The organism is Mesorhizobium sp. Ca11 (genome assembly GCF_020165275.1).
Classification (GTDB): domain Bacteria; phylum Pseudomonadota; class Alphaproteobacteria; order Rhizobiales; family Rhizobiaceae; genus Mesorhizobium.
In genome coordinates, this window is the sequence record NZ_JAIUHU010000001.1 from 292,154 (window position 1) to 316,076 (window position 23,923).

Genomic DNA, 23,923 nt, shown 5'->3' on the forward strand with positions numbered 1-23,923 from the left:
GATCGCTCCCACACATAGGTCTGCCGCGGCCAGCGGCAATGCTGGCTAAAGCCAGGACAGACGCGTTCATCCAGGCACCTTAAACAAAAGCGCCGTCCAGGACGGCGCTTGTCAGCCTGCATGTTGCTGCGGTTACTGCGCCCCGCGCGCCACGCGCTCGATCTCCTCGCGCACCAGCCTTTCGACCAGCGTCGGCAGGTTGTTGTCGAGCCAATCCTGCAGCATCGGCCGCAACATCTCCTCGGCCATCTCATCGAAGCTTTTCTTGCCGCGGCTGGCAAAAGCATCGGAAAGCTCGCCAAAGGCCGCTGCGACCTGCCGGCCCGTATGCTCGGAAAGGATCGCGGGCCGGGCCGGCTGCGCCTCTGGTTCGGAGGCCCGGGAGCCGCCGGCTTGCGCGGAAGCTTCCGCCGCCGACCGGACCTCTTCCTTTTCGGCCTCGACCTTCTCGATCTCGACCCGCGGCGCGGCTTCCGGCGCCCGGGCGGTCGGCTTCGCGGTGACCGTGCTGCCGCCCGCCGCGGCGATTTCCCGCCGCCAATCGGTGACGATGGTCTCCGCGGTCTGCGGCGCGTTTGCCGCGGCGGGCTTGCTGGCCGCCGGCGACACACTCGGCTGAGCAGCGCTGCGGGCCCCGAGCTCCGACAAGGTCGTCGGCGTGGATGTCGCCCTGACCGGCTCGTGGCGAGCCTCGGCACGCGCCGACGCGGGATCGGTCGCGGCAAGCTGCGCCTGGACCTCCGCCAGCGTCACCGGCTTGCGGGTGTCGGCATGCAATTCGGAACGAAAGGCATCAACCTCGACAGCGGGCGCACCAGCCGCAGCCGGCTTCAGATCCTGGCGCAGCTCGCCGGCCTCGGCCGGTTGCTTGCGCCCGGTGTCGCTGTCTTCGATGATCCTTCGGATGGAAGCCAGTATCTCTTCCATGGAAGGTTCGCGCTGCGCGCTGCTTGCCGTCGCCATCGTCACATCCGCCGCCCTAGTGACCTGTCCAAGAACTTGACCTGTTCAAGAACCGACCGTTCAAGAACTTGACCCGCCCAAGAATTCCGTCCTGCCCGGGCCGGAATTCGAATCAATGGAGACAGCGTAACCGACCGATCGTCATCGGAGAATCCCCAATCTGGGGACACGTTGGATTTCAACAGATTAGGCGGCGCGCAGCCGAATGAGTCTCCCGGAAAGACAAACGCCGCGCCTCCATCGGACACGCGGCGCTCGCAGGAAGCATGCTGTCGGCAATCAGCGCCCGTCGGGCGTGCGCAATCCGATCCACTTGTCCTTTACGGCGTTGTAGTGCTCTTCCGGCCGGTATTTGGCGACTGCCAGGCCAAGACGGTCGACCGACAGCCGGCCCATCGCCGACAGGATGGCATAGCTCGCCACCACCACGTCGCGCTCGGAACTGGCCTGGTTGATCTTGGCAGTGATGACCGCGTTCTGCGCGTTCAACACGTCCAGCGTCGTGCGCTGGCCGACATTGCGCTCCTCGATGACGCCGTTGAGCGCCAGTTGCGCGGCATCGATCACCTGCCTGTTGGCATCCACGCTCTGGCGCGCGGCGACATATTGCGTCCAGGCCGAGACCACGGCCTGGCGCACCTGGTCGCGGCTGACATCGACCTGGATGCGCGCCTCGCCCAGTGATTCCTTGCTCTGCCGCACCAGCGCCGAGGTCCGGCCACCGGAATAGATCGGAATGGTGAGCGAAGCGCCGATATTGGCCGATGTCGAACTACCGTTAGGACTGGTGATGGAACTGGGAACGGTGTGGGTGTAGTTGTCCGAAACGCCGGCGGAAGCCGTAAGCTGCGGCAGCAGCGCGCCTTCCGACGACTTCACCGCAAAAGCCGCGGCATCGACGAGATGCTGTGTGGCAAGAATGGCGGGATGTTCGGCGGAAGCGATGGCCAAGGCGGAATCGACGCTACCCGGCAGCAGCTTGCCAAGCGGCGAGGCTGCCTTGAGCTTGCCCGGCTCGTCGCCGACGATCTGGTGATAGGTGGCGGCGCTCGCCAGCGCCGTCGCGCGGGCGGCGCTCAGCTGCGCCACGGCCGTCGCGCGCGAGGCATCGGCCTGGGCCACGTCGGTGCGGGTGCCCTCGCCGACCTCGAAGCGCGAGCGGGCGGCGCGCGCCTGCTCGGTCAGGAACTGCAGGTTTTGCTCGGTCAACGCCGCGACCTGGCGGTCGCGAATCACGTCCATATAGGCGCTCGCCGCATTGAACAGGATATTCTCTTCGGTGTTGCGCAGGCTCTCGACCGAGGCCTTCACCTGCGATTCGGCGGCGGCGACATTGTTCTTGGTCTGAAACCCGTCGAACAGCGTCTGGTTGATCTGCACTCCGAAGCTGCCCGTCGTTAATCTCCGGCTGGTGCCAAAGCCATGTATGTTGGTGTAGTCGATGTTAGCCGAACCGGTGACTGTCGGGCGCCAGCCCGACTTGGCGATGGCCACGCCCTCATCGGTGACGCGAACGCCGGCGCGGGCCGCGTTGAGCTGCGAATTGTACTGATAGGCTTTGGCGAGCGCGCCCGTGATGGTTTCGGCGGAGGCGGCCAGCGGCGAAAGCGCGGTGGCCGAAACAAGGATAGCTACTAAAATACTCTTGCGTAGAGGCGGCACGTTATATCCCTCATTCGTTTTGCATGGGAACCACGCCACGCCAACCTACCCTTACGGATCGGCCAGCGCCGCGTTGTTTATCGTTCCCCCGCTGACGGCCTCCCAAAAACACCCGGTTAACCAAATCAGCAACGATTGTCAGGCGCAAGCGATCATGACAGCGCCTTCGCTGCAAGGCAAAAACGCTCAGAATTCAAATGCGTGAGCACGTTCGAAGCCCGGTAGTGGCTTAATTGCCGCATTAAAGGCACGCCTTCCGGTTACAACCCCCCCTGCCTTGACAAACAGCCGGGCCACGCCAGAGTTGCCACGCCCTTCGACCGCAACCAGGCGTCCATCTTCCGCGAGCTGGTCGAGCAATGCCTGCGGCACTTCCTCGACGCTGCCGCCGATGAAGATGACGTTGTAGGGCCCTTTGGCGGCCTGCCCTTGCGGCAGCGGCCCGGTAACGACCGTGACGTTTTGGCAGCCAAGGCGGGAAAGTGTTGATTTCGCGGCCTCCGCCAGCGCTGCATCGCTCTCCAGCGCGACGACGGAACGCGCGAGCCTGGACAGCAACGCGGCGGAATAGCCGGTGCCGCAACCGACATCGAGCACCGAATCGCTCGCGTCGATCTCGGCCAGCTGCAAAAGCTTGGCGAGCGGCGACGGCTCCATCAGGTAGCGTGCGCCGCTGCCATCGGCGCCGTCGGAAATGCGGATGTCTTCATCGATATAGGCCAGATCCTGCTGTCCGGCGCCGACAAAGGCCTCGCGCGGAACGCTCAGCATCGCTTCGATGAGCGGCGCGCTGGTCACGTCCGTGGTGCGGATCTGGCCGTCGACCATCTTCACGCGGCGTTCGGAGAAATCAGCGTTCATGTCCCAACAATCCGCTCCCCGCGCCAGGCGCGCGGCCAAAACTTCAACCGGAACCCCGCTCCGGCGCGATTGCGCTGGAGCCCGCAAGCATCTGGAGGCCTCGCCCGGAATCGAACCGGGGTGCAAGGATTTGCAGTCCTCTGCGTAACCACTCCGCCACGAGGCCTCGCAATGCTCCCGGCGTTCCGAGCGAACTCATTATGTTGGCGCTCAAAGGTCGTCAAGCGCTCGCGCGTCATTCCCGGCGCTTTCGCATCGAGCGCCAAAGTGGTGATTACCAATCGGTTTCATGGGTCCGGAATCACTGCGGCGGAGGCCGCCCCGTGCTCTCAGTCGGGCCGCCGCCGGCGTTCCCACCAGACGACGAAACGCCGCCGGTGGCGTCGGATCATCGCGAATTCATAGGATAGAACCAGGAGACCGAGCGGAATCATCCAGAACCCGAGTATCGGCAGAAAGCCCAGAAGCCCGCCGAGCGTAAGCAGCATGCCGATCGCGATTCGCCAGCCGCGCGAGCGCGGCATGGTGAACTCGCGGCCGAAGATCGAAATCTTCCGCGCTGGGGCGTTGTCATCATCCGCTGCGGTCATTCAAGCCAGATCCATCTGCTGCCTAAGCCATGTCAAGACGACAACCGGCCGCTTTGTTCCGTGCCGGTGTGAAGCCCTTCATATGTGGGCGCGCCGGACGATGGCACAAATAGCCGCATCAAAAACTGGAGAAAAATTGCGAAATGCTTCTTTGCAAAGCCGAAAGGTGTTTGCTATAGGCTGCGCCACTCACGTCAGAGCCTCCGTTCCCCGGTAGCTCAGTGGTAGAGCAACCGGCTGTTAACCGGTTGGTCGCTGGTTCGAATCCGGCCCGGGGAGCCAATTGCTAGTCTTTTGGCATGCTCGACATTCTTTCAAGGCCTTGAAATCCCTTCGCAATTCAGACGCATACGCCCGAAGGGCGCTTTATCACGCCGAAATTTGCTAATCATTCCGCTAAACAATTTGCCAATCATGCCCGCCATCGGTATGTTGAATAAGACAGCGTACTTAGCTGGAATTGGTGGGCACCCCGTGAACCTGACCCTGCGCAACCGCACCTATCATATCGTTCGCCGCGTGCCGAAGCGCTACGCCCCAATCGAACCTCGGAAGCAGGTATGGATTAGCCTGCACACCGACTCGAAAACCGTCGCGGAACAGAAAGCGCCGACCGCATGGGCTCACATGGTCGAGGGCTGGGAGGCCAGCCTTGCCGGCGCAACCGACGATGCCGAGAGACGGTTTGCAGCGGCGAAGGAATTGGCCGCCGTGCGCGGCTACAGCTACCTGCCCGCTGATCGAGTCGCCCAACTCCCCCGGGAAAAACTGCTTGAACGTGTTGAGTCGGCCCTAAAGCTCAATGGCGACGCCGCCAAGATCGAGGCCCGCGCCGTACTGGGCGGCGCTCGCGAACCCGGCATCAAAATCAGCAAGGCGCTTGAACTGTATTGGGGCTTTGCCAAGCAGGACACGATAGGCAAGAGCGAGGATCAGCTTCGCCGCTGGGAACATCCCCGCAAACGTGCCATCGCCAACTTGATTGAAGAGATCGGCGACAAGGAACTTTCCGAGATCACGGGCGACGATATGCTCGACTTCCGCGAAACATGGATGGAACGGATCGCGGCCGGCGATGCCCAGCCCGACACCGCCAACAAGGATTTCCAGCACATCGGCAATATCCTTCGCACCGTGGTCAAGATGAAGCGGCTAGGACTGGTCCTGCCGCTGGACGGTCTCACCTTCAAAGCCGACAAGGAGCGGAGCCGCCCGCCTTTCTCGGTCGACTGGATCAAGAGCAAGCTGCTTGCCCACGGCGCTCTGGATAGCTTGAACACCGAAGCGCGGTGCATCCTGCTTGGCATGATCAATACCGGCTATCGACCCGGCGAAGCGGCCGGGCTCATGCCGCACCACATCCGACTTGACGTGGACGTACCGCACATCTCGATTGAGCCGGAAGGCCGGCAGCTAAAGAACAAGGTCAGCCAACGTGTCATTCCGCTGGTAGGCGTGTCGCTCGAAGCGTTCAAGCAATGCCCGCAAGGCTTTCCGACCTATCGTTTTAAGGACAAGATCAGCGACACCGTGAACAAGTACCTTCGGGAACATGACCTCTTAGAGACACCGGAACATGTGCTCTATAGCCTACGGCACTCATTTGAGGACCGGATGATTGCCGCCAAGGTCGATGACCGTATCCGGCGCGACCTGTTCGGTCATTCGCTGGGCAGGGAACGCTACGGCGAAGGCGCGACGCTGGCGCACAAGCGACATCCTTCAGAGCTTCGCCCTCTGAGCGGCGACGATTGCGCGGGCGCGGGCGATAGGATCGCCCCTCGCCTCTTCGGCCGCAATCTCGGCTTCTAGCCGCGTGAAGATGGGCGCATAGACAGCATCTTCGACCACAAGCCCCGCAACGAACGCGTGGGCGGCTTTGAGCCGGGCCAGCATGGACCCGTTGTCGTCGGCTATGGTTGAAGAATGCAGCATGGCCAGGCAACGTTTTTGAACTGGGTGCAAACTCAGCGGCGCACTAGATGCGCACCAACCCAGACCGCAGGCCATACCGCTAAGAACAGCGCCGCCGCCACCAATGCGGCCGGCCTGCCCCGGCGAAGGTCTTCCACCACGGCGCGGGAGTTCGCCGACACTGCCGGGCCGGCGTCGCAATTGGTGACGATACCCTGAATGAACAGCAGGCCACCGCCGACCCAGAGCGCGCCCGCCAGTAAAATCATGTCTGTTGTCGTCATCGGAAATCCCCGTCCGTTTTTGATAACGGCCGGAGTGTATGAGGCTTCGGTCGAAATACAATGTCAGTTCAAAATCTGGACCAACAGCCTTTCCGTCATCCAACACTGTCTTCGTCAACGGGTCTTTTGGATTTTGCAACGGGGTGCAAACTATTTCCCGAAGGCGAAACTGTAAACAATGGTGAAAATCGGCCGACAGTGCTAGGTAGAGGTGCTCGACCAAGGCGTGCATTGAGCGGTGCGCGCTTCGGTTTCTAGGCGGCGGCACCGTGGTTCTGATCCTCCACCGTGTCGCCGCCTCTCAAAAGGATCAAAAGCCATGTCTACCGACAACGCCCCCTCACGCCCGCAGTCCATCTACGATGCCGTCCACGATAAGGACAGGCTTTGGCTTAGCCCCAAGCTACGAGAGCTTTGGCGCGAAAAGCCGACCGATCCGCTCTATCAAGAGAGCATTCGACGCCGGCTTTCGCGGTGCTGGAAACCGGTCCTGAAGGATGCAGAGCTTTCCGTGGTTGACGAGGTAGTTGACCAGACCACCAGTAGCGGTCACGAGGCTTGGAACTTCTCCAACAAGGGGCTGTGCAGAAGAACTGGCCGTAGCTCGTCCACGGTGCGGCGTGCTCTCGGCCGGCTCAAAGAAATTGGCCTTCTCGTTGTCGATTACGGACAGGGAGACAAGCTGATTATAACGCTCAACCTCAACTGGGAGCCGCTGATAGAAGCGCTGCCAATCTTACAGGACAGGGCCAACGCCCGCGCGACCGTCTCACAGAGAAACAAGAACGCCGTCGCCGCGAGAGAAGGTAGGAAGGTCAAGCCCGTTTCTACGTGGGCGCGGCAGGTGCAGTCTACGACACCACCCCCAATCACCCATGATTGCCCCCCCATCACCGATGATTGGCCTCCCCTATCACCGATGACTGCCCTCCCCCAATCACCCGTGATCGCCAGAGAGCTAGAAGGAAGAGAGCGGGAAGAAATCCAGCTAGAAGCTAAAGAGCCCTCGTCGCCTACCGGCAACGAGAGGCCGGCTCCGGCCAAAGAGACCGCTCATCCTATCCGGAGACGTGTTCGCCCAGTCGTCCCACCTGCAAAGTTCGCCGGGGAAGAAGACGCCTTCGGCGGGCTACCGCCAACCCCCCGTTGCGCGCACCCCCCTTTGGAGGCCCCGATCTCGGCCCATGAAGCAGACCCCGAATGGTTACGCCGCACCAATTGGAAGGAAGAGCAGCGCCGCGCCAACGAGAGATGCCTAGCGGCGCTTCGCCGAATGACTGGTGGAGACGCACCGATTACCCGGCAGCCACCTCACCTTTGACGGGATGATGCTGTCCCCTCAGAAATCGTGCGGGCTCCAATCCGTCCGCGCACGCCCCGGTTGCCTGATTGGCGTGTCGCGGAACCTGAACAGGTGGTTGCTGTCGGTTTGGCACCTCTTGTAGTCGCCCTCACCCACGATGAAGCTGAAGAGCTTGTCGCGGTTCAAGCAAACTGGGCAGACAAAGTGGATGGGTTGACCATTGGCGACATCCTCTTACAGCTTGAACACCATGTCGCGTTCGCCGGTCTGAAAAAGCTCATATCGAGCCTTCTCATTCTCGAAGTCGTCTTGCCGCTTCAATTCGCGGATAAGGCCTTTGATAGCTTCGCTAAGCTGCACGTTCATCATGTTCGCGGCCGTGAGTTCGGTTGCGAGCGTATTCAAAAGGGTCTGAGCTTCACCGTTGGCTTCGCCGTTACCGGGCTTTTTCTCGGACTTCAGCAGCTTCTTCACGGCCTCGACGGTGGACACCGCTTTACCGGTCGCGCCCAACGCGGTGCTCGCAAGGCCAAGCACGCTTTCAAACGTACTGAAATCCATTTCGATCAAATCTCCAATTGCGGGGACCGAAATCTATCGCCGTCCGCTTGCAACCAACAAGCAAGGCCGGGGAGTGATCAACAACCTCCGTCGACGCAGTGGCAGCTTCGCGCGGCGAACGACACACGAGTTTGCCACCAAGACAATTTGCAACCGGGTGCAAAAAAATCGCGGCCCCTGAATTAAGCTTGGGGCATGCCAGTATTACCCGCCACTCGTTTTGCCAGCCTCGCCAGCGTGGACCGCGAACATCCCGTTGCCGAGACTATCGTGTTCCAACTTTGGCCGCCCTTAAGCATGTTCAGGATCGCGTTGTTGCGTGTCTTGTCTTCAGGACGACCTCGGTATTTGCCCTCTTCCTTGGCCTTTGCGATGCCCTGGCTCTGCCTGCGGCGTCTGTCATCGTAGTCCTTCCGGGCAATCGCCGCGATCATGTCCAGCATCATGCTGTTGATCGCGTCCGCCATCCTAGACGTGAACTCGTCGGCACTCTCTGATGCCATGCCCCAACTTGTCGGTAGATCGAGAGCGACAACTTTGACTCGCCGCTCTCTAAGCTCGTCCTTCAGCTTGCTCCAATCTAAGCTGTTTAGCCTGCTGAGCCGATCCACCTGCTCGATCAACAGAATGTCGCCCGGCTGGCAGTCTGAGAGGAGTCGAAAAAGTTCGGGCCGCGCAAGCGAAGCGCCACTTTCATTTTCCAAGTAGGTAGCCGCAATTTGCAGACCGCGTTCCTTGGCAAACGCAAGTAGGTCGCCCTTGGCACGGTTTGCGTCCTGCTCTTTGGTTGATGCTCGGAGATAAGCGCGGACGAACATTATGAGACCCCGGTTCGATAAGAATGGTCTCATATTGGCTGGTACGATTAGGGTGGTCAAACGTTATTATAGAACCACCAAAAAGAGCGGTCCGCTAAGGGCATACCCTGTTGAAACAAGCCTATCGCCCCTCGCGTCGGTAGCGTTGAAAATTGTTAAAGAGGCCGGCGAAGCGCTTGCCTGCAGCATAAGGTAGGTGCAGTTTGGGAAATCATCTGACCCTTTCTTATGGTCGTCTGTCGCATTTTAAAACCACAGGTCTGGCATGCTTTATGAGAATACCGGGTTGGGCAAAGCTCTCGGGGAAAACAGACTTCCATCCGCATTAATTGACCTTTTCGGCGACCTTTACGACCCTCTAAACGCTCGCTTCCTCATGCAGGAAACGACGATCATCGATTTTAAGGAAGAGGTTCCATCGAACTTCTCGGGCTCTTATGGCGCCGGTATCTTGAGGTTAGCCATCGCGTTTTACAATACCTATGGCGGGTTCATAGTTTTTGGGGTGGTGGACAGAACTTTTACTCCGATTAAAACAGCCGATATATTCAACATCGAAGCCTTTAATCGTTGCCTTTCGGACTTCACGGGTCGCCAGATCGAATGCAGCTTCCGGCGCTATCCAACTAACCACGATGAGAATGACCTTGCCGTTCAGGTCGTACTCGTTCCGCCGAGAAAGTTCGAAAAACCCGCCCGACTCACTAAGAGCCTCGATAAATATCCCTTGAACACTCTTTGGGTGAGAGACCGACATGAAGTCCTTGAGGCGACTTCCAGGCATCTTTCGCTGCTTTATAGCGACCGATCAAGATACCTTCAGGCGACGGACACGCCATCAACAATCGTTCACAGATCGCTGCCTCCATCACCTGCCACATTGGAAGAATTTGTCGGCCGTTTTTCGCTAATGAACGACTTGTGGGAGTGGCTTACATTTGGGAACCAACCACGCATTTATCTTCACGGGCCAGGCGGTAGTGGCAAGAGCACACTCGCATACGAATTTGCCAACTCGGTTGCTGACGCGGCACTCCCGATCCGCACCAGAGGCCAGAACACTGTTGATTACGTGATCTTCCTATCCGCGAAGGAGACTGCCTTTAGCCCAATGGATCGAACTGCACGCCGATTTGAGCAAAGAGATTTCAATACGGCGACAGAGCAGTTCGCTCAGATACTTTTCCACAGCGGGATGGTGTCGGAAGCGGAAATCGCAGGCCTTTCCGAAGATGAAATCGAGCGCCGTCTCGATGAGCTTTTTGAGAATTTTACCGGCGTGATTGTCATAGACGACATCGACGCGCTGTCCCGGCGAAGCGTAGACACCGGTGAGGAAGCATTGTTCATCAAGGCCGCGCAGGCGGGTGGCCGAGTGAAAATTATATATACGTTGCGGTACGCGCCACCCTATGCCTTAAATTCTGCACGCGAGGTGCCAAGCCTCAACTTCTCGACAGAATTTCATACCTTTGTAGGCATTTGCTGTACTCAGTTCGATGTTTCCCCTCCGGTTGAAGGAGTGACCATAGAATTGTTTGAGCAAAGCGCTGGATTGCCACTGCTGATCGAAACTATTATCGGGCTTAGGCGTACATGCTCTACTTACAATGATGCATTTGCAAGCTATCGTGCGCGAGAAGGCGACGTCGCACGGCGGTACCTCTACCAGCGAGAGTATGACCGCCTTGAAACACGATCAAAGTCACGGCAAGTACTGGCTGCGCTTTCTCTTATAAATTCTCCCGTGACATTTAACACTATCGCCAACGTCACTTCTCTATCTCAATCTCAGGTGCGAGACGCGATTACTGAGACGAAGGGAATTTTTCTTCGTACATCAGAGGCCGCTGGAGGAGATACGCTGTACGACGTCACTACCCCATCACTAGCGTATCTTCAGCAAGTTTCGAAAAACCTCCCCTATTATCCAGCCTTAGAAAAAGCAGTTCAGCATTTCAAGCAGGAGGCAGTACGAACTTCGACTGGGGACGCAGCGATACTTTTTCAACTCAAAAGGCTTGCCCGAGAAGGCAACTTCGAGCGTATTGTGGAGGAAGCTAGAGCTATCTCAAGCAACAATACGATCTGGGGAAATCCACGGTTTCTTGGCCTGTTGGGTCAAGGTTATTCCGCCCGGGGCGGCACGAGTGCAGAGGACGCACGCGAATGTTTTCGTCGGGCTTTCGCACTTCATGACCGCGACATCTTTATGCTCCGGTCTTGGTATCGGCTTGAGTTCATGGCGCCCCATACAATCGACAATGCTGAAAGACTTTGCAACGACGTGCTGGCTACAGAGGGACTGCCTCCTCGATACCGCTCGGAGTTCCTCTCCAAGCTGGGTCAAGTACTGGAAGTTCAGTCAAGATCGCACGTCTACACAAACCGGGAGCGGGCGATTACGCTAATGAAAAGATCGCTAGCGGCCTACTTTGATGGCGCTTGGTTGAGCCGAAGCGTCAATCAGCTAGACGCGGGACTGCAAAATGAGTGGCTGACGCAGGCCACAGGCAAACTATTCCGAATGCTGGGAAATGACTTAGAGCCTTTGTTTCAATTCGTTGAAACGCTACCTAGCACGGGCCACGACGTCGATATGGAAGCCGCTACCATTCTGATTGAACCTTTGAGGCGCCTTAGATCCATCATCGGACACGCAGAGAAGGCCCGCCTTATTGGACTAGCAAATCGAACCGCTGCCAAGCTTTTGAAATCGCCTAAGCATCTCATTGCGGAGCCCGGCTTCAGCTACGTCCTTCAGTCGCTGCAAGAAATTTCAAAGTCGTGAGGAAGAGCTTGCTGGGCGGTCCGTCACGGATGATAGGAAGGACTAGGGTCGCAGTTCTCCCACTGCGGCGTATCACGGTGTCCTTACGAGGAGCGGCTTAATCCATGTCCGGCACGTCGCCAGCCGCGAAAAGCGTCTCCCCGCCGTTCGACTAAGCCGCCGAAGCTTATCTGACGGGCGGCTCTGTCCGGGTTGCGGGAGCGGCCTTCTGGCGCCTCTTTAAATCATCAGCGAGCACCCGCAGATGCTTTTCGATCAGGCAGAGCGCAGCGAGGCCGCCGCACAGAACCGACGCCACGATGAACCCAAGGGCAAGGCCGATCAATCCGCCGCTGTTGCCTAAGAGCACGCCGCCGCCGAGCGCGAAGATCAGAATGATGGCGACGGCCAAGATGGCATTGATGGCGGACAGTGTGTTGACGAGTGATCGGTTCATTTCTTTCCCCCTGTATTTACGTTGCCGTGCCGGCAGTGATGCTGCCTAGCAATATCCAATTTTTGGATAATCTAGATATCGGATTACCGGCGGGTTGATCACTGGTCAACCGTTCAATGCCGAAGTCGGTTCACTCCGAACGCCACAGAATGATTGCGGCGGCGCTGGCAAGTCAGCGGCGGGCAAAAGGGCTATCGCAGGCCGAAGTCGCCAAGGCTCTCGGTAGGCACCAGCCCTTCATCGCCAATATCGAAAGCGGCGAGCGCCGAGTTGATCTCGTCGAACTCTTAGACATCGCCGGAATAATCGACTTGGATGTTGTCGCGCTGGTGCGCGATCTGGAAGACAAATCCGAGCCTGGCGAGGCAAAATAGAGCTGGCAACGCAGTTCGATACCCAGGACATTGCAACCAGTTTCAAAGTTCGGCCGTGACGACGGTTGACTGCCACTCGGCGGATGCGTGCATGCCCTTTCCGCATTTAAAGACTTTAGCGGGCCGTAGCCTCCGGTTCACCTGCAACAGTCAACTTCAGTGTTCCCGGTCACGAATGAAAGGCTCTGAGCCTCCGATAAGTCATGTCCCACCTCGATGCCGGCAAGCGTTGATAGCGTTTTCCACCACCCGATCTTGTATTTTGGCGCAATCCTGTTGACTCAATTTTTCCGCTAAATTAGAGAGGATTTCATGATCCAATTTAGGAGGCTGTCATGCTGAAAAAGAATGATCGACCCATCCACGGCAAGGAAGGGCTTTCCGACTCGTCAAAGCGCGAAAAGTTCGTCGAACTTGCGGAAAATCGCACTCGCAACGCGATTAAGGCAATCCGCACGATTGCTAAATTGGGAAACAAGAACGCCTATGACTACAGCGAAGCGGACGTGAAAAAGATCGCGAACGCATTGAACAAGGAGGTTGAAGCCCTTCGTGCCCGCATGACGGCATCCGGAGGCAAGGAGGTTGTGGACTTCGAACTTTAACCAATCCGATGACTAGCGGCGTGGGAGAATTTGGACGTGCAGAATAGAGATTTGCTACTGGATATCCTCGCCGCCGAGAGCGAGGCAGATTTAATCAAAGTTCTTTCAATAGACGGTGTTTTAGAAGACAGCAATCGTTGGAGGCCGCTTGGTGCATTTCCAAACAATCAGTCGATAGTTCATGCCCAACAGAGCAGCCCGGCCGCCGCACTGGTTGAGAAATTTACAAACAGCCTAGACGCCATTTTGCTCAAGCATTGTAAGACCAAGAAGATTGACCCCCGTTCAGCCGAAGCGCCTCAGTCTATGAAGATAGCTGTAGCCGACTACTTCGGAGATCTATCGCAGAAGAGCCGGGATGAGATCCGATCCATCGCCGAAGATAACCTGGTGCTCTATGCGACAGGCGGTAGGTCGCGGCCGTGCCTGTCGATCTATGATGCCGGTGAAGGCCAACTTGCGCAGAACTTTCCCGAGACTTTCTGTTCACTAATCTTCAGCAATCAAGAGGGCTCTTACAAGGGCGCGGTTCCGTTCGTACAAGGCCGGTTTAACATGGGCGGCACTGGGGTTCTGCCCTTCTGTGGCGATGGCCGGAAGATGCAGCTGATCGTGTCCCGTCCACCGCCGGAGATCGCTGGGCCAAATGCGGAATGGGCATTCACTGTCTTTTGCTTTTTCCCGTCAAAATCGAGCCCCGAATGGCGCTACATGGTCGGCACCGACGGGAACGTGATGACAGCAGGTGTTGCCGACTTGGGTTTGGTTCCGAAAAAGGGAGCAAAAGCCGGTGAAATCTGCGCGCCTCGCGAACGCATGGTTTCGAGCGGAACCCTCATCAAAATGTTCGACTACAAAGCACCCCGCTCGAATATTTGTGGCGAGCTCTACAAGAAGCTAGATGAGTATTTGTTACGCCCCATGCTCCCTCTCCGGCTTATTGAATGCCGCAAGGACTACAAAGCGAACGTGATGGCGGTTACGATGTGGAACCGCTTTGCGCAGTGGGCGTCAAAACTCGAACCAGGCTTCGAAGACGGTGCCAGCATACAAATCAAGCTATCGACGGGCGAGGTAATCCCCGCTGAAATCCGGGTTTTCAAGGCGACCCCAGCCGACAATGACGACCATCCGCAGACTGGACTTCGCGCGCTCATTAATGGCCAGTCACACGCAAAGCGAGATGCGCAGTTCTTTCGGTCGAATAAGGTGGCCAAAGAGCACATTGCTGGCAGCATGCTTGTGACTTTGGACTGCACGAACCTCTCCCAAAGCTCGCGCAACAATCTATTCATGAGCAACCGAGAGTCGTTTCGGGAAGACCTCCTCTTGAACGACCTTTTCAAAGCCCTTCAAGGCGAATTGAGAGGCCACGAAGGGCTCATAGAACTCAACAACAAGCGTTATGAGGAAAAAATTGCGAACGCGGTCACCGACGATATTGGGATCAGCGCTCTCGAAGACCTTCTCGCAGAAGATCCGGCACTGGCCAGCTTGTTCGGAAGCGCCCATCCCGGCAAGGTCGCCGCGAAGGCGGCAAACGGCCCGTCTGGCTCAACCGTGAAGGACAAACCGCTTCCGTTCATCGGAGCCGAGTTTCCGACTTATTTCAAGCGCGCCGATGGCACGACGACGGTCAAGATTGACTTGCCCCGTTCCGACGCGACCCGTGTTGCCTTTCATACCGACGTGACGAACAACTATTTTACTCGGCCAAAGAATGCTGGTGAGTGCGTTTTCGTTGGCCCGCTACAGCCGTCGCTCCATCTCTTCAATGGCAAGCTAACGCTAACCTTTAGGCCTGACAAATCGATTGCAGAGGGAACTACCTTCACTACGACGGCGACGATTGTCGATCCGGCCGGCCACGGGCCATTCAAACTGACCATCGAGGCAACTATCGTAGCCCCAAGGGAGAAAACTGAAAAGCAACCGCCTAAGGACCAAAAGGTCGATATGGGGCCGAGCCGGCCCGCCATCATAGAAGTAGAAGGCGACCCCGACGATCTGCCCATCCGGGTCGAAAGAGATCCAAAGACGACTCGGTTGACGATTACAATTAACACAGGGTCGCGCGTGCTGGCCGAAGCGAAACAGCTCCGCGCGCCAGAGGAAGAGCCGGCCGTTAGGTTTGTGTTTAAGTTCGGGCTGGCGCTCGTTGCAATGGGTATGATCGAAGCAGCCAAAAGTACGCCCGAGTGGGAGACAGAGGAGGTTACCTGTCGCGCACGGATCGACAAGTCAGCGTCTGCAGCCGGTCGCGTTATTGTGCCGTTGTGCCTGACGTTGCCAAAGAAGCTGCCGAAGGTTGCATGAGAGCGCGCCGAGCCCGTGACGCAATAATCCCAGCATCGCTCAACCGATGCAGAAGAACAACTTCTTTGCTGGCGGGGGTATCACCTTGCTGATCGGAATACCATTTTCTATTGGGAACGTTCCGCCAAAGTCGACCGTCGAGCTCTCTCGCTAGTGACGGCAAAAAGACCTCGCTGAGGCCTGCGGCCTCCATCGCCTGCAAATAGCGTTGCAACTGCCATTCTGGCTCATGAAACGCTAACATTTGTACGAACACGGTATCGCCGTCGCAAAGCGCTGCGACAGACGACATCGTGGCCTGGACCTTGGCGAAATAGCCGGACTTTTCGGGTTTCTTCCGATCGCCCATTGTATAGTAACTGGCTCCTGCGCCATCGAGTTTCTTCGCGATCCAAAAGGGGGCTGCCGTTTCGCGGCCGCCGCCAACCTGCCATCTATGGTACAGAACGTGGACCCCAGGATACGGCGGTGAGGTCACGACTACACGTGGTGCGCGAACCGACGCAAGCCGCGCATCATCTTCAATGCCGGCCGCGCTTCGAAATAGGATTTGTGCTTTCGGCCTTTGCTCGTGCATGGCGACGGCCTCGCGGAAGCGCCGCGCTCCAGTCACCATTTCACGCGCGTTCTTGCCGAACAACTCGCGCATTGCGGGAACCGAAATCACTGTTCTGCGGCCGTCCAAGGCCATCTGCGCAGTGCGAAGCACTACACAGCGACCAAAGTCCTCAAGCTGCGGTGGGAGGCCCATGGCGCTAGCTAAAGCCTGCTCCACAGCCTTCCTAGCTCGCCAACGCTGCGGATGGTCGAGGTGCTTGTAATAACCCCTATCATAATAGTCGGCGAAATGGATCGATGGACGGCGGATATCTATAGCGTCGGGCAGAGCTTTCGCCCAGCAATCTAGCAGCAGAAGCTCTTCGTCGGAGAAGACGGTTGTCTTCACTGTTGCGACAAATTCGGCCAACGAACTTATGTCGACGCCTACCGCATCTCGACCCAGAGCTAGAGCTTCGACCAGGCTAGTCCCGCCTCCGACATGCGGATCCATGATGAGATCACCAGGTTCGGAGAAAGCTTCGATAGCCGCTCTCGCGAACGACTGCGAGAACCTTGCGGGATAGCGGTAGAAGGTATGGGTTAACCCCCGAACCGGCTCTATATCCCGAGCTCCAGCAATCAACCGGACCTCATCTTCTGCGCGTATTTGGAGGAACTTGGTCACGAGATTAACCATCTGTCAGAAGGAGCGAACTCGGCCGCCGCAAAGCGCTCCGAAATTGTCGAGAAGGTAAGCTGATATGGTTAATGGATGGTGGACTTAAAACGGCGCTTGCTCCCATTCGCCTGAGCGCCGAGGTCGGGTGCCCTGTTCAGACTCGGCTGCAATCGTACCGCCTTGCGGGGGTGCGTATCCCACAAAGTAACTGCTTTCCACCGATTTAGCATTCTAGGAATAAATACCTTTCCTTGGTAGACTTAGCGGAGATGAAGGCTCTGTCAACCAGCCTGGCACATTGTCGCCCGAGGGAACTTTGCAGCGTGGATACCTTGTGCTCTTTCGAACACGTCCGCGATGTCGGCCCCGTGCTTAGCGCGTAGCATTGCGGCCAAGTCAATTGGCTTCACGGAGAGTGCGCAAAACCACTCCTCACCGGTTACGGCGTACCTTTCTACGATCCGGTTCCAAAGAACCGGTTGCCGGAACCGGCGATGCAAGGCCATGTGAATTGACTGGCAGATCGGATACGGCAACCACGGGGCGTAATAGTCCTCACAGTGCATTTGGAGGTTTTCCGTGGAACCCGAGATTGAGCATCGCTCGGGCTTTGCCAACCAGCCATTGTCGATGAAGTGGTGTATGAGTTGCCAGCCGCGAACTCGCTCCTCGTGAGTGAAGCCGTTGTAGTCAGGCATCCGTGGCCACTTCCATTCCGGCAGGCCAGCGGGTTCGAAGAGGGTCATAAGTTTTGCAACCGGGTTCAAAATCCAGCAGGCTTAGCGGCCATGTTAGCTATACAATTTGCTATACAAAACGCAACGCGTCGACAAGCTAACTAATTGATTTTTCCTTATCTTATTTATGGCGTGGCTCCGGCCCGGGGAGCCAACATTTCCAAAACATCTAGAGTTTTCAGGAACAAACGAAAAACGGCTGGTCTATAGCATACCTAGCCAACTCGATTTCGCTAGGCGTCGACCCTAAACCGGAATCGCCGAAGGAGAGAAATCGCCATCGGCCACCTTTTTGATGAGCTGATCAGCCTGCAGGCCAAATCAGGAAGAATTCCCCCTTTTCAGCTCCTCGTGGCCTTTATGTCGGCGACCAGGCTCTTGAGGAACTCGACGTCAAGGGCTGGATCGTCGCAATAGTCGACCTCTCTCGCCCTCACCTTGACGAGCAGGCCCTTGAAGCTCTTGGCCCGGGTGTTCATGAGACGATCGTGGGCACGGACGAATGCTTCGGCCCGCTTCTCTTCCTTCTCCTCTGCCTTCTCCCGACGGGTCCTGGCGCGATTCTGCTCCACCTCGGCACGATCTTCCTCTTCTTCTGCCGCCGCCGTGCGAGCCGTGGCCTTGTTCCAGCACCGGCTCGCAGCGTTCAGCTTCACCTCCAGTCGCAGGAGCTTTTTGTCGGTCATGACATGTCCTCTCTCCCAGAAAGACCTGCGCCGACTTGAGGACGTCCTTTGCGCTGCCGGAGCAAAGCAAGCCCTCGTCGCTCGTGCTTGTATACCGCGAACGCTTGTCGCTGACGGCCAATCATCGCAGAACCCATCAGGAGCTAGCCCGTAGGTCGCCTATACGAAGCCCACCTCGCGGTGGCCACTCCTTTGGCTACGACAGCCGCCACAGCGGCTTTAAACGGCGGCCGCATCCATGCGGAATCGACCGCCTCAACCCGTCACCCGAGCGCATTGGGATCATTCCCTAGCGGGAGAACGGTGTGATGTGCTCATAGAGGGGAGGCTTCAGCCTCCCATCTTCTTGGCCATCGCGCAGAAGTCCGCGTGCGCCTTGTTGATGGTTGCGTCGCCGCAGTCTTTCAAAATCGCTGTACGCTCATCAGGCTTCATGGCCATCCAGGCAGTCTTGAAATCCGCCTCGGTTCTCAATGTTTTCATGCCAGCGTCGGTGAAGAACGGCGACATCTTGGCCGGGTCGTCGAGCGCAGACGTGCCGGTGCTACTACCGGCCATCGCGGCACTACCCATCATTGCGAGCGCAACTGCGCTCATGCAGAGCATCTTGATTTTCATTTGGATATCCTCCGGTTAGGTCCCAATGAAATGTGACCGTGACGAAAGAACGCGCAGTCATTCGAGACGTTCCCACGCGCTGCAAACAACCAAGGCGGTTGCGCCCGAATTACAGTGACGGTGCAGCCTCACATTGCTCCAGGAGCGCTGGCTCTGATCATTAGCCACCGTAATTCCGCCAAATCTGAAGCCTGGCATCTCGATTGCTCACCAATTGAACAACGCAGACAACGACGTTAGGCCCAACGGAATGGGCATTCAGTCCAAATTGCTGGTCTTCACGAGGCCAAATAACCTTGCGAAGGAAAGGCAGGGGCAAATGGCCTGGAAACGAGCGATTGCTGTCAAAGACTGGTCTTGCGCCATGAGTGACGAGATTGGCCGCGTGGTCTTGGCCATAAACTCGACCGAAGGTGAAACGACCTACGTTCTGATGACAACCTTCCAGGCGGCGAAAATGGCTCAGGAGCTGCGGTCGCCGAAGATGGTCCCCCGATACGACATGTAGCCAGGCCAGCGGGGTTCCTAACGCATGATTGTTGAATTCGCAGGTCCGGCTGGGTCAGGCAAAACGACATTTGCGCATGCGCTTTATGAACAGTTGCGGGCTCACGGACACCCTGCACGGATCGTTCTCACTGACCGGCGGGTTGTTCACCGATCGATGCTGGACCCCGGCGGCATTGTCACTGCGATGTGTCGAGTCGCTCGCGCGGCTGCACGCTCGATTGGCATGGCCTGTCGCCCATCCGCAAATGCCGTCGACTTCAGAATTCGCGCAAACCTGGTGCACACACTGCCTCCCAGAAACGTGATCTGGCGCATCAGGCTAAGTCAATACGTTCTCCGCCTTGCCCGCGCATGGCGCCAATCTGCCGCCAGCGAGGAAATTCTTATTTTCGACGAAGCCTTCGTTCAGGCGGTTTCGATGCTCGCCTGCTTCAGTGGAACAGCAGATGAGACGTGCCTTGCACACGCGCTGGATTTCATCCCGGAGTCGGACGTGGTGGTTAGAATCGACGCCTGCGAGCAACTTCTCATCGAGCGGCTTGACCGGAGACAGAAGAGCCACACCTTTGCCGAGCGTTTGTTCGAAACCGGATTGGACAAAAGGCTTCAGTCGGCCACCGTCGTGGCGCGCGTATGCGGCTTGCTGACGGCACGCGGCCGGTCGATCATTGACGTCGACGCCAACAATCAACGTGCACTAACGCTGGCGATCGACGAAATCGAAGAGGAAATCTTGGCGAGGTACAAACGCAGCTTGCACTCAGCAGCCTATCCGCCAATCCCGTTGGATTGAGTGGCGGCCTACAACGGACTTCCATTCACCGTCGGCGAAGACGGCTGCAGCCGCCAAACGTCTACACCCGCACGGGCAGTTCGGTCACCGTAGTTCCAGGAACAACCGTCGATTTATTGGCAAGGCGGGTCTTGGTTCCCACTGGCTGGCTAGGCATCCTCCATTCGTATGGCAAGAATCTTGGGTCGGGCTGATAGGCTCGATCTCAGCCGGAGCGTTGCGAGCCTTGCTGGTCAGGCCCGGCCTGACTGGTTCTACCCCGCCAGCCTTGCCGGGCCGCTTCGCCGAGGTGACGACCCGCTGTCGTCGCCGGCTAGGCCTCGTCCTCTTCGATCCCAATGCTGTCCCCATCGCCATGGACCTTGTTCCGGTCCCATTCGTTGGTGCTGTCGGGCGGCAGCATTTCGGATTTCGCGTTGCTTGTCCTTGCACGGCTTGGGACCTGTCAGATCGCGCGATGATTTAGGGTCGATTGAGCTTATCCCCGCGGTCGAACAGAATGCCAACGGCAGGCGGGCTCGAATGTCCTGCTGTGGGATGCAGCCGCCTGACTTGTAAGCGTTCGCCGCTGCTTGCCAGGGCCGGCGGCCCCGGTGCGAGGCTAGCAAGCCAGGTGGCTTGGGAGCGCGGCGGTTCGCCGTCGATGTCCGTCGTTGCCTTCATTCAACAGTTCCAGCAGCGCGGTACAATCGATCAGATCGTGAAACTGGGCGCTTGGGTCAAGCCGAAGGCAGGAGCCGTAAGATCGCAGGCTTCGCAGCCCCTGCATTTTTTGCAGCCTGGCCCGACGTTCCGCTTCTCCCGGCAATGGCCGAGTTGAGCTTTTGTCCTTTTCCATCGGAGACTGCATGAGCAGCCCCTCCCTGAGGTTTCGGTCGCAGCGACGATCCTATTACTCGCGCAGCGACGCTGCCATCATCCATTTGCAGGCCAATGCCTCCGGCGGGACTGAGGTGAACCCGGCATCCGGCGACAGGAACCTTTGCGGAAAACACCCGTTGACCCTGCTGCGAGAGGGGTCGACGATATCTGGGATCCGTTGCCTTGGACGCAAAAACTGCCAGAAAAGAGCGCGAAACCGCTCCCGCCGAAGAATCGCGTGCTCAGCCGCGGTCCGATCGGCAGCAACGCCCGCCGGGCGACGACAAGCGCGTCGAAGACAGACCCGTAGAAGACAAGCGCGACGACGAGCAGGCGCAAGACAGGCAGGCGAATGACGGTTCGCCCGACGGCAACAAGCCCGGTCTCATCAAACGCCACTCCTACATAGCGACGCTCATCGCGATCCTCGTCTTGTTGGTCGTCGCGGCGGTGGTGATCTGGTGGATCAACGCACGGCACTATGAATGGACCGACGACGCCTTCATCGACGCGCGAACGGTAACGGTCGGCGCGGAAATTGCCGGGCGCATCACCGACGTTGCCGTGACCGACAACCAGCCGGTCGAGGCCGGCGCCGTGCTTCTGCGCATCGACGACAGCGACTACCAGGCCTCGCTCAAGCAGGCACAAGCCGGCGTGGCGGCGGCGCAGGCCGAGATCGCCAACGTCCAGGCCCAGACCCAGGCGCAGAACGCCAAGATCGATGTCGCCGGAAAGCAGGTGGCCCAGGCGCAGGCCGCGTTCGAATTCGCCAAATCCGAGGACCAGCGCAACCGCGAGCTGCTCGCCAAGGGCACGGCGACGCAACAACAGGCACAGCAGGCCGCTTCGACCTTGCGCCAGGACCAGGCAGCGCTCGATGCCGCCAACGCCAATGCCGAGGCGGCGAAAAGCCAGGTTGCGGTTCTGCAGGCACAAGGCAAGAGCGCCGAGGCCAAGCTTCGGCAGGCTGAAGCCACCGAGGATCAGGCCAGGACCACTCTCGCCCGCACGATGATCACGGCGCCCGTGGCGGGCCATGCCACCAACATCACGGCGGCGAAAGGCACCTATGCGCAGCCCGGCCAGGTGCTGATGATGTTCGTGCCCAAGGACGTCTGGGTGAAAGCGAATTTCAAGGAGACGCAGCTCGACCTGATGCGGCCGGGCCAGCCCGTCGACATCGCCATCGACGCCTATCCGGAAAAGACCTTCCATGGCCATGTCGACAGCGTCCAGGCCGGCAGCGGCACGGCGTTCAGCCTGCTCCCGGCCGAAAACGCCACCGGCAATTTCGTCAAGGTGGTGCAGCGCGTGCCGGTCAAGATCGTCTTCGACCAACCGCCGGGCGTCTATCTCGGTCCCGGCATGTCTGTGGTGCCGACGGTCAAGGTCAGATGAGCGATGCCGCAACAGTCCAGGGCGACCAAAGCCGGTCGGCGGCCGGCGGGCGCAACCCATGGCTCATCGCGATCGTCGTCTCGATCGCCACCTTCATGCTGGTGCTCGACACCTCGATCGCCAATGTCGCGCTGCGCAACATTGCCGGCAGCCTGGCCGCCGGCATGGATGAAAGCACATGGGTGATCACCACCTATCTCGTCGCCAACTCCGTCATCATTCCGGTCAGCGGCTGGCTCGCCAGCGTCATCGGCCGCAAGCGCTATTACATGATCTGCGTGGCGACCTTCACGCTCGCATCGCTGCTGTGCGGGCTGGCCCCCAATCTGCCGACGCTGATCGCCTTCCGCATCCTGCAGGGACTCGGCGGCGGCGGCATGGCGCCGAGCGAGCAGTCGATCCTCGCCGACACTTTTCCGCCGGAGAAGCGCTCCCAGGCTTTTGCCCTCTACGGCATTGCGGTCATCGTTGCGCCAACGGTCGGCCCGACCATCGGCGGCTGGCTGACGGACAATTTCTCGTGGCATTGGATCTTCTTCATCAATGTGCCGTTCGGCATCATGTCGCTGGCGCTCGTGCAATGGCTGGTGATCGAGCCCGACATTCTCGAGCGCGAGCGCCGCGAGCGGCTGAGCAAGGGGCTGAAGGTCGACTGGATCGGCTTCATCCTGGTGGCGATGGCGCTCGGTTGCCTCGAAGTCTTTCTCGATGAGGGCCAGCGCAACGACTGGTTCGCCTCGACCTTCATCACCATCTTCGCCGTGATCTCGGCGGTGTCGTTCCTGCTGCTTGTTCCTTGGGAGTGGACGAGGCGCGATCCGATCGTCGACATCCGCCTGCTTTTCAGCCGTCAGTTCGGCATGTCGTTCCTGGTCATGATGGCGGTGGGCGCGGTGCTCTTCAGCACCACCCAGCTTTTGCCGCAGCTGCAGCAGACGACCTTCGACTACACCGCCACCCTATCCGGCCTGTCGATGATGCCGGGCGGCATCGCCATGCTGATGCTGATGCCGATTTCGGGCTTTGCCGCCGGTATCGTTCAGCCGCGCTATCTCATCATGCTGGGCATGTCGGTGGTCGCGGTCGCGCTCTGGCACACGACTTCGCTGACGCCCGATGCCAGCTTCGGTTTCTTCGCCTATGCGCGCGTCTATATGATGATCGGCCTGCCGTTCCTGTTCATCCCGATCTCGACCGCCGCCTATGTCGGCCTGCCGCCGCAGAAGACCGATCAGGCGTCCTCGCTGATCAATGTCGCGCGCAACCTCGGCGGCAGCATCGGCGTGTCGCTGTCCAACACGGTGATTGCCCAGAACGCCCAGTTCCATCAGTCGGTGCTGGTCAGCCACACTGCACAGTCGAGCGACACCTATCAGCAGACGCTTCGCCAGGTAACCGACCATTTCGTCGCCGAAGGCTCGCCGCTGGCCGAGGCCAGGCAACAGGCCGTGGGTTGGATCGGCCAGGAGATCGGCCGCCAGGCTTCGCTGCTCGCCTATGTCGATGTCTTCTTCTATTGCGCGGTAGCGACGGCGCTGCTCGTGCCGCTCGCCCTGCTGCTGCGGCCGCCGAGGCCCGGGGCAGCCAAACGGCAGGACAGTCCCGCCGTGTGACAGAGCC

20 protein-coding genes and 2 tRNA genes are annotated in these 23,923 nt (G+C 58.7%); 10 read left to right on the top strand and 12 right to left on the bottom strand.

Going from position 1 to position 23,923, the window contains the following annotated elements; all coding sequences use genetic code 11:
* Positions 1-132 precede the first annotated feature (132 nt).
* From LB538_RS01455 to LB538_RS01475, 5 genes are all read right to left on the bottom strand, one after another.
* Positions 133-963 (bottom strand): PopZ family protein, encoded by an 831-nt coding sequence (locus LB538_RS01455; protein WP_224522619.1) that lies wholly within the window; start codon positions 961-963, stop codon positions 133-135.
* A 279-nt stretch (positions 964-1,242) separates the two neighbouring features.
* Entirely contained in the window at positions 1,243-2,625 is a 1,383-nt protein-coding gene (locus LB538_RS01460) for a TolC family outer membrane protein (RefSeq protein WP_095765004.1), read from the bottom strand.
* 186 nt (positions 2,626-2,811) lie between these two features.
* Positions 2,812-3,486, bottom strand: coding sequence for a protein-L-isoaspartate O-methyltransferase family protein (locus LB538_RS01465; RefSeq protein WP_140840488.1), 675 nt, complete (start codon positions 3,484-3,486; stop codon positions 2,812-2,814).
* Between the two features lie 92 nt (positions 3,487-3,578).
* Positions 3,579-3,652: transfer RNA gene (locus LB538_RS01470), tRNA-Cys, on the bottom strand.
* A 163-nt stretch (positions 3,653-3,815) separates the two neighbouring features.
* On the bottom strand, positions 3,816-4,076 hold the full coding sequence (locus LB538_RS01475) for a hypothetical protein (protein WP_095765002.1): 261 nt from the start codon (positions 4,074-4,076) through the stop codon (positions 3,816-3,818).
* 207 nt (positions 4,077-4,283) lie between these two features.
* Between LB538_RS01475 and LB538_RS01480 the strand changes: the two genes are divergently transcribed.
* Positions 4,284-4,358: transfer RNA gene (locus LB538_RS01480), tRNA-Asn, on the top strand.
* A 192-nt stretch (positions 4,359-4,550) separates the two neighbouring features.
* The gene (locus LB538_RS01485) at positions 4,551-5,888 is read left to right on the top strand and encodes a DUF6538 domain-containing protein (RefSeq protein ID WP_224685789.1); all 1,338 of its coding nucleotides are present in this window, start codon (positions 4,551-4,553) and stop codon (positions 5,886-5,888) included.
* A 155-nt stretch (positions 5,889-6,043) separates the two neighbouring features.
* On the opposite strand, the gene LB538_RS01490 is transcribed toward LB538_RS01485, so the two are convergent.
* The 3 genes from LB538_RS01490 to LB538_RS01500 all read right to left on the bottom strand — a co-directional run bounded on the left by LB538_RS01490 (position 6,044) and on the right by LB538_RS01500 (position 8,956).
* Positions 6,044-6,274, bottom strand: a complete 231-nt coding sequence (locus LB538_RS01490) for a hypothetical protein (RefSeq protein ID WP_224522621.1) — start codon at positions 6,272-6,274, stop codon at positions 6,044-6,046.
* Between the two features lie 1,537 nt (positions 6,275-7,811).
* Complete coding sequence (locus tag LB538_RS01495; RefSeq protein WP_224522622.1) at positions 7,812-8,138, bottom strand: hypothetical protein; 327 nt, start codon at positions 8,136-8,138, stop codon at positions 7,812-7,814.
* Positions 8,139-8,320: 182 nt separating this feature from the next.
* The gene (locus LB538_RS01500; protein ID WP_224522623.1) at positions 8,321-8,956 is read right to left on the bottom strand and encodes a recombinase family protein; all 636 of its coding nucleotides are present in this window, start codon (positions 8,954-8,956) and stop codon (positions 8,321-8,323) included.
* Positions 8,957-9,221: 265 nt separating this feature from the next.
* Here LB538_RS01500 and LB538_RS01505 point away from each other — a divergent pair, with 265 nt between their 5' ends.
* The gene (locus LB538_RS01505; protein ID WP_224522624.1) at positions 9,222-11,747 is read left to right on the top strand and encodes an AAA family ATPase; all 2,526 of its coding nucleotides are present in this window, start codon (positions 9,222-9,224) and stop codon (positions 11,745-11,747) included.
* 166 nt (positions 11,748-11,913) lie between these two features.
* Here LB538_RS01505 and LB538_RS01510 read toward each other — a convergent pair whose 3' ends face one another.
* A complete protein-coding gene (locus LB538_RS01510) occupies positions 11,914-12,183 on the bottom strand; it encodes a hypothetical protein (RefSeq protein WP_224522625.1) in 270 nt (89 codons plus the stop codon).
* A gap of 116 nt (positions 12,184-12,299) precedes the next feature.
* Between LB538_RS01510 and LB538_RS01515 the strand changes: the two genes are divergently transcribed.
* From LB538_RS01515 to LB538_RS01525, 3 genes are all read left to right on the top strand, one after another.
* Positions 12,300-12,557 carry a helix-turn-helix domain-containing protein gene (locus LB538_RS01515; RefSeq protein ID WP_224522626.1) on the top strand — a complete coding sequence of 86 codons (258 nt, stop codon included), beginning with the start codon at positions 12,300-12,302 and terminating at the stop codon, positions 12,555-12,557.
* A 335-nt stretch (positions 12,558-12,892) separates the two neighbouring features.
* Positions 12,893-13,162: a hypothetical protein gene (locus LB538_RS01520; protein WP_224522627.1), complete on the top strand. Its 270-nt coding sequence runs from the start codon at positions 12,893-12,895 to the stop codon at positions 13,160-13,162.
* A gap of 36 nt (positions 13,163-13,198) precedes the next feature.
* Positions 13,199-15,478: a hypothetical protein gene (locus LB538_RS01525; protein ID WP_224522628.1), complete on the top strand. Its 2,280-nt coding sequence runs from the start codon at positions 13,199-13,201 to the stop codon at positions 15,476-15,478.
* Here the strand turns inward: LB538_RS01525 and LB538_RS01530 are convergent.
* The 3 genes from LB538_RS01530 to LB538_RS01540 all read right to left on the bottom strand — a co-directional run bounded on the left by LB538_RS01530 (position 15,426) and on the right by LB538_RS01540 (position 18,738).
* A complete protein-coding gene (locus tag LB538_RS01530; RefSeq protein WP_224522629.1) occupies positions 15,426-16,703 on the bottom strand; it encodes a DNA methyltransferase in 1,278 nt (425 codons plus the stop codon). The genes LB538_RS01525 and LB538_RS01530 overlap by 53 nt on opposite strands.
* Positions 16,704-17,775: 1,072 nt before the next feature.
* Positions 17,776-18,120 carry a hypothetical protein gene (locus LB538_RS01535; protein WP_224522630.1) on the bottom strand — a complete coding sequence of 115 codons (345 nt, stop codon included), beginning with the start codon at positions 18,118-18,120 and terminating at the stop codon, positions 17,776-17,778.
* Positions 18,121-18,450: 330 nt separating this feature from the next.
* Complete coding sequence (locus LB538_RS01540; RefSeq protein ID WP_095765001.1) at positions 18,451-18,738, bottom strand: hypothetical protein; 288 nt, start codon at positions 18,736-18,738, stop codon at positions 18,451-18,453.
* 250 nt (positions 18,739-18,988) lie between these two features.
* Between LB538_RS01540 and LB538_RS01545 the strand changes: the two genes are divergently transcribed.
* The 4 genes from LB538_RS01545 (at position 18,989) to LB538_RS01560 (ending at position 23,916) form a co-directional block, all read left to right on the top strand.
* Positions 18,989-19,246 (top strand): hypothetical protein, encoded by a 258-nt coding sequence (locus tag LB538_RS01545; RefSeq protein WP_176476901.1) that lies wholly within the window; start codon positions 18,989-18,991, stop codon positions 19,244-19,246.
* 24 nt (positions 19,247-19,270) lie between these two features.
* Positions 19,271-20,041: a hypothetical protein gene (locus LB538_RS01550; RefSeq protein ID WP_140840505.1), complete on the top strand. Its 771-nt coding sequence runs from the start codon at positions 19,271-19,273 to the stop codon at positions 20,039-20,041.
* 1,044 nt (positions 20,042-21,085) lie between these two features.
* Positions 21,086-22,303: an HlyD family secretion protein gene (locus LB538_RS01555; RefSeq protein ID WP_224522631.1), complete on the top strand. Its 1,218-nt coding sequence runs from the start codon at positions 21,086-21,088 to the stop codon at positions 22,301-22,303.
* Positions 22,300-23,916 (top strand): DHA2 family efflux MFS transporter permease subunit, encoded by a 1,617-nt coding sequence (locus LB538_RS01560; protein ID WP_224522632.1) that lies wholly within the window; start codon positions 22,300-22,302, stop codon positions 23,914-23,916. The genes LB538_RS01555 and LB538_RS01560 overlap by 4 nt, the downstream gene beginning before the upstream one ends.
* Positions 23,917-23,923: the final 7 nt, after the last annotated feature.

Coding starts and splice junctions, on each gene's coding strand:
- LB538_RS01455 (WP_224522619.1), bottom strand. CDS start 963: ATGGCGACGGCAAGCAGCGCGCAGCGCGAACCTTCCATGGAAGAGATA.
- LB538_RS01465 (WP_140840488.1), bottom strand. CDS start 3,486: ATGAACGCTGATTTCTCCGAACGCCGCGTGAAGATGGTCGACGGCCAG.
- LB538_RS01475 (WP_095765002.1), bottom strand. CDS start 4,076: ATGACCGCAGCGGATGATGACAACGCCCCAGCGCGGAAGATTTCGATC.
- LB538_RS01490 (WP_224522621.1), bottom strand. CDS start 6,274: ATGACGACAACAGACATGATTTTACTGGCGGGCGCGCTCTGGGTCGGC.
- LB538_RS01495 (WP_224522622.1), bottom strand. CDS start 8,138: ATGGATTTCAGTACGTTTGAAAGCGTGCTTGGCCTTGCGAGCACCGCG.
- LB538_RS01500 (WP_224522623.1), bottom strand. CDS start 8,956: ATGTTCGTCCGCGCTTATCTCCGAGCATCAACCAAAGAGCAGGACGCA.
- LB538_RS01505 (WP_224522624.1), top strand. CDS start 9,222: ATGCTTTATGAGAATACCGGGTTGGGCAAAGCTCTCGGGGAAAACAGA.
- LB538_RS01510 (WP_224522625.1), bottom strand. CDS start 12,183: ATGAACCGATCACTCGTCAACACACTGTCCGCCATCAATGCCATCTTG.
- LB538_RS01515 (WP_224522626.1), top strand. CDS start 12,300: ATGCCGAAGTCGGTTCACTCCGAACGCCACAGAATGATTGCGGCGGCG.
- LB538_RS01520 (WP_224522627.1), top strand. CDS start 12,893: ATGCTGAAAAAGAATGATCGACCCATCCACGGCAAGGAAGGGCTTTCC.
- LB538_RS01535 (WP_224522630.1), bottom strand. CDS start 18,120: ATGACCGACAAAAAGCTCCTGCGACTGGAGGTGAAGCTGAACGCTGCG.
- LB538_RS01540 (WP_095765001.1), bottom strand. CDS start 18,738: ATGAAAATCAAGATGCTCTGCATGAGCGCAGTTGCGCTCGCAATGATG.
- LB538_RS01545 (WP_176476901.1), top strand. CDS start 18,989: ATGGGCATTCAGTCCAAATTGCTGGTCTTCACGAGGCCAAATAACCTT.
- LB538_RS01550 (WP_140840505.1), top strand. CDS start 19,271: ATGATTGTTGAATTCGCAGGTCCGGCTGGGTCAGGCAAAACGACATTT.
- LB538_RS01560 (WP_224522632.1), top strand. CDS start 22,300: ATGAGCGATGCCGCAACAGTCCAGGGCGACCAAAGCCGGTCGGCGGCC.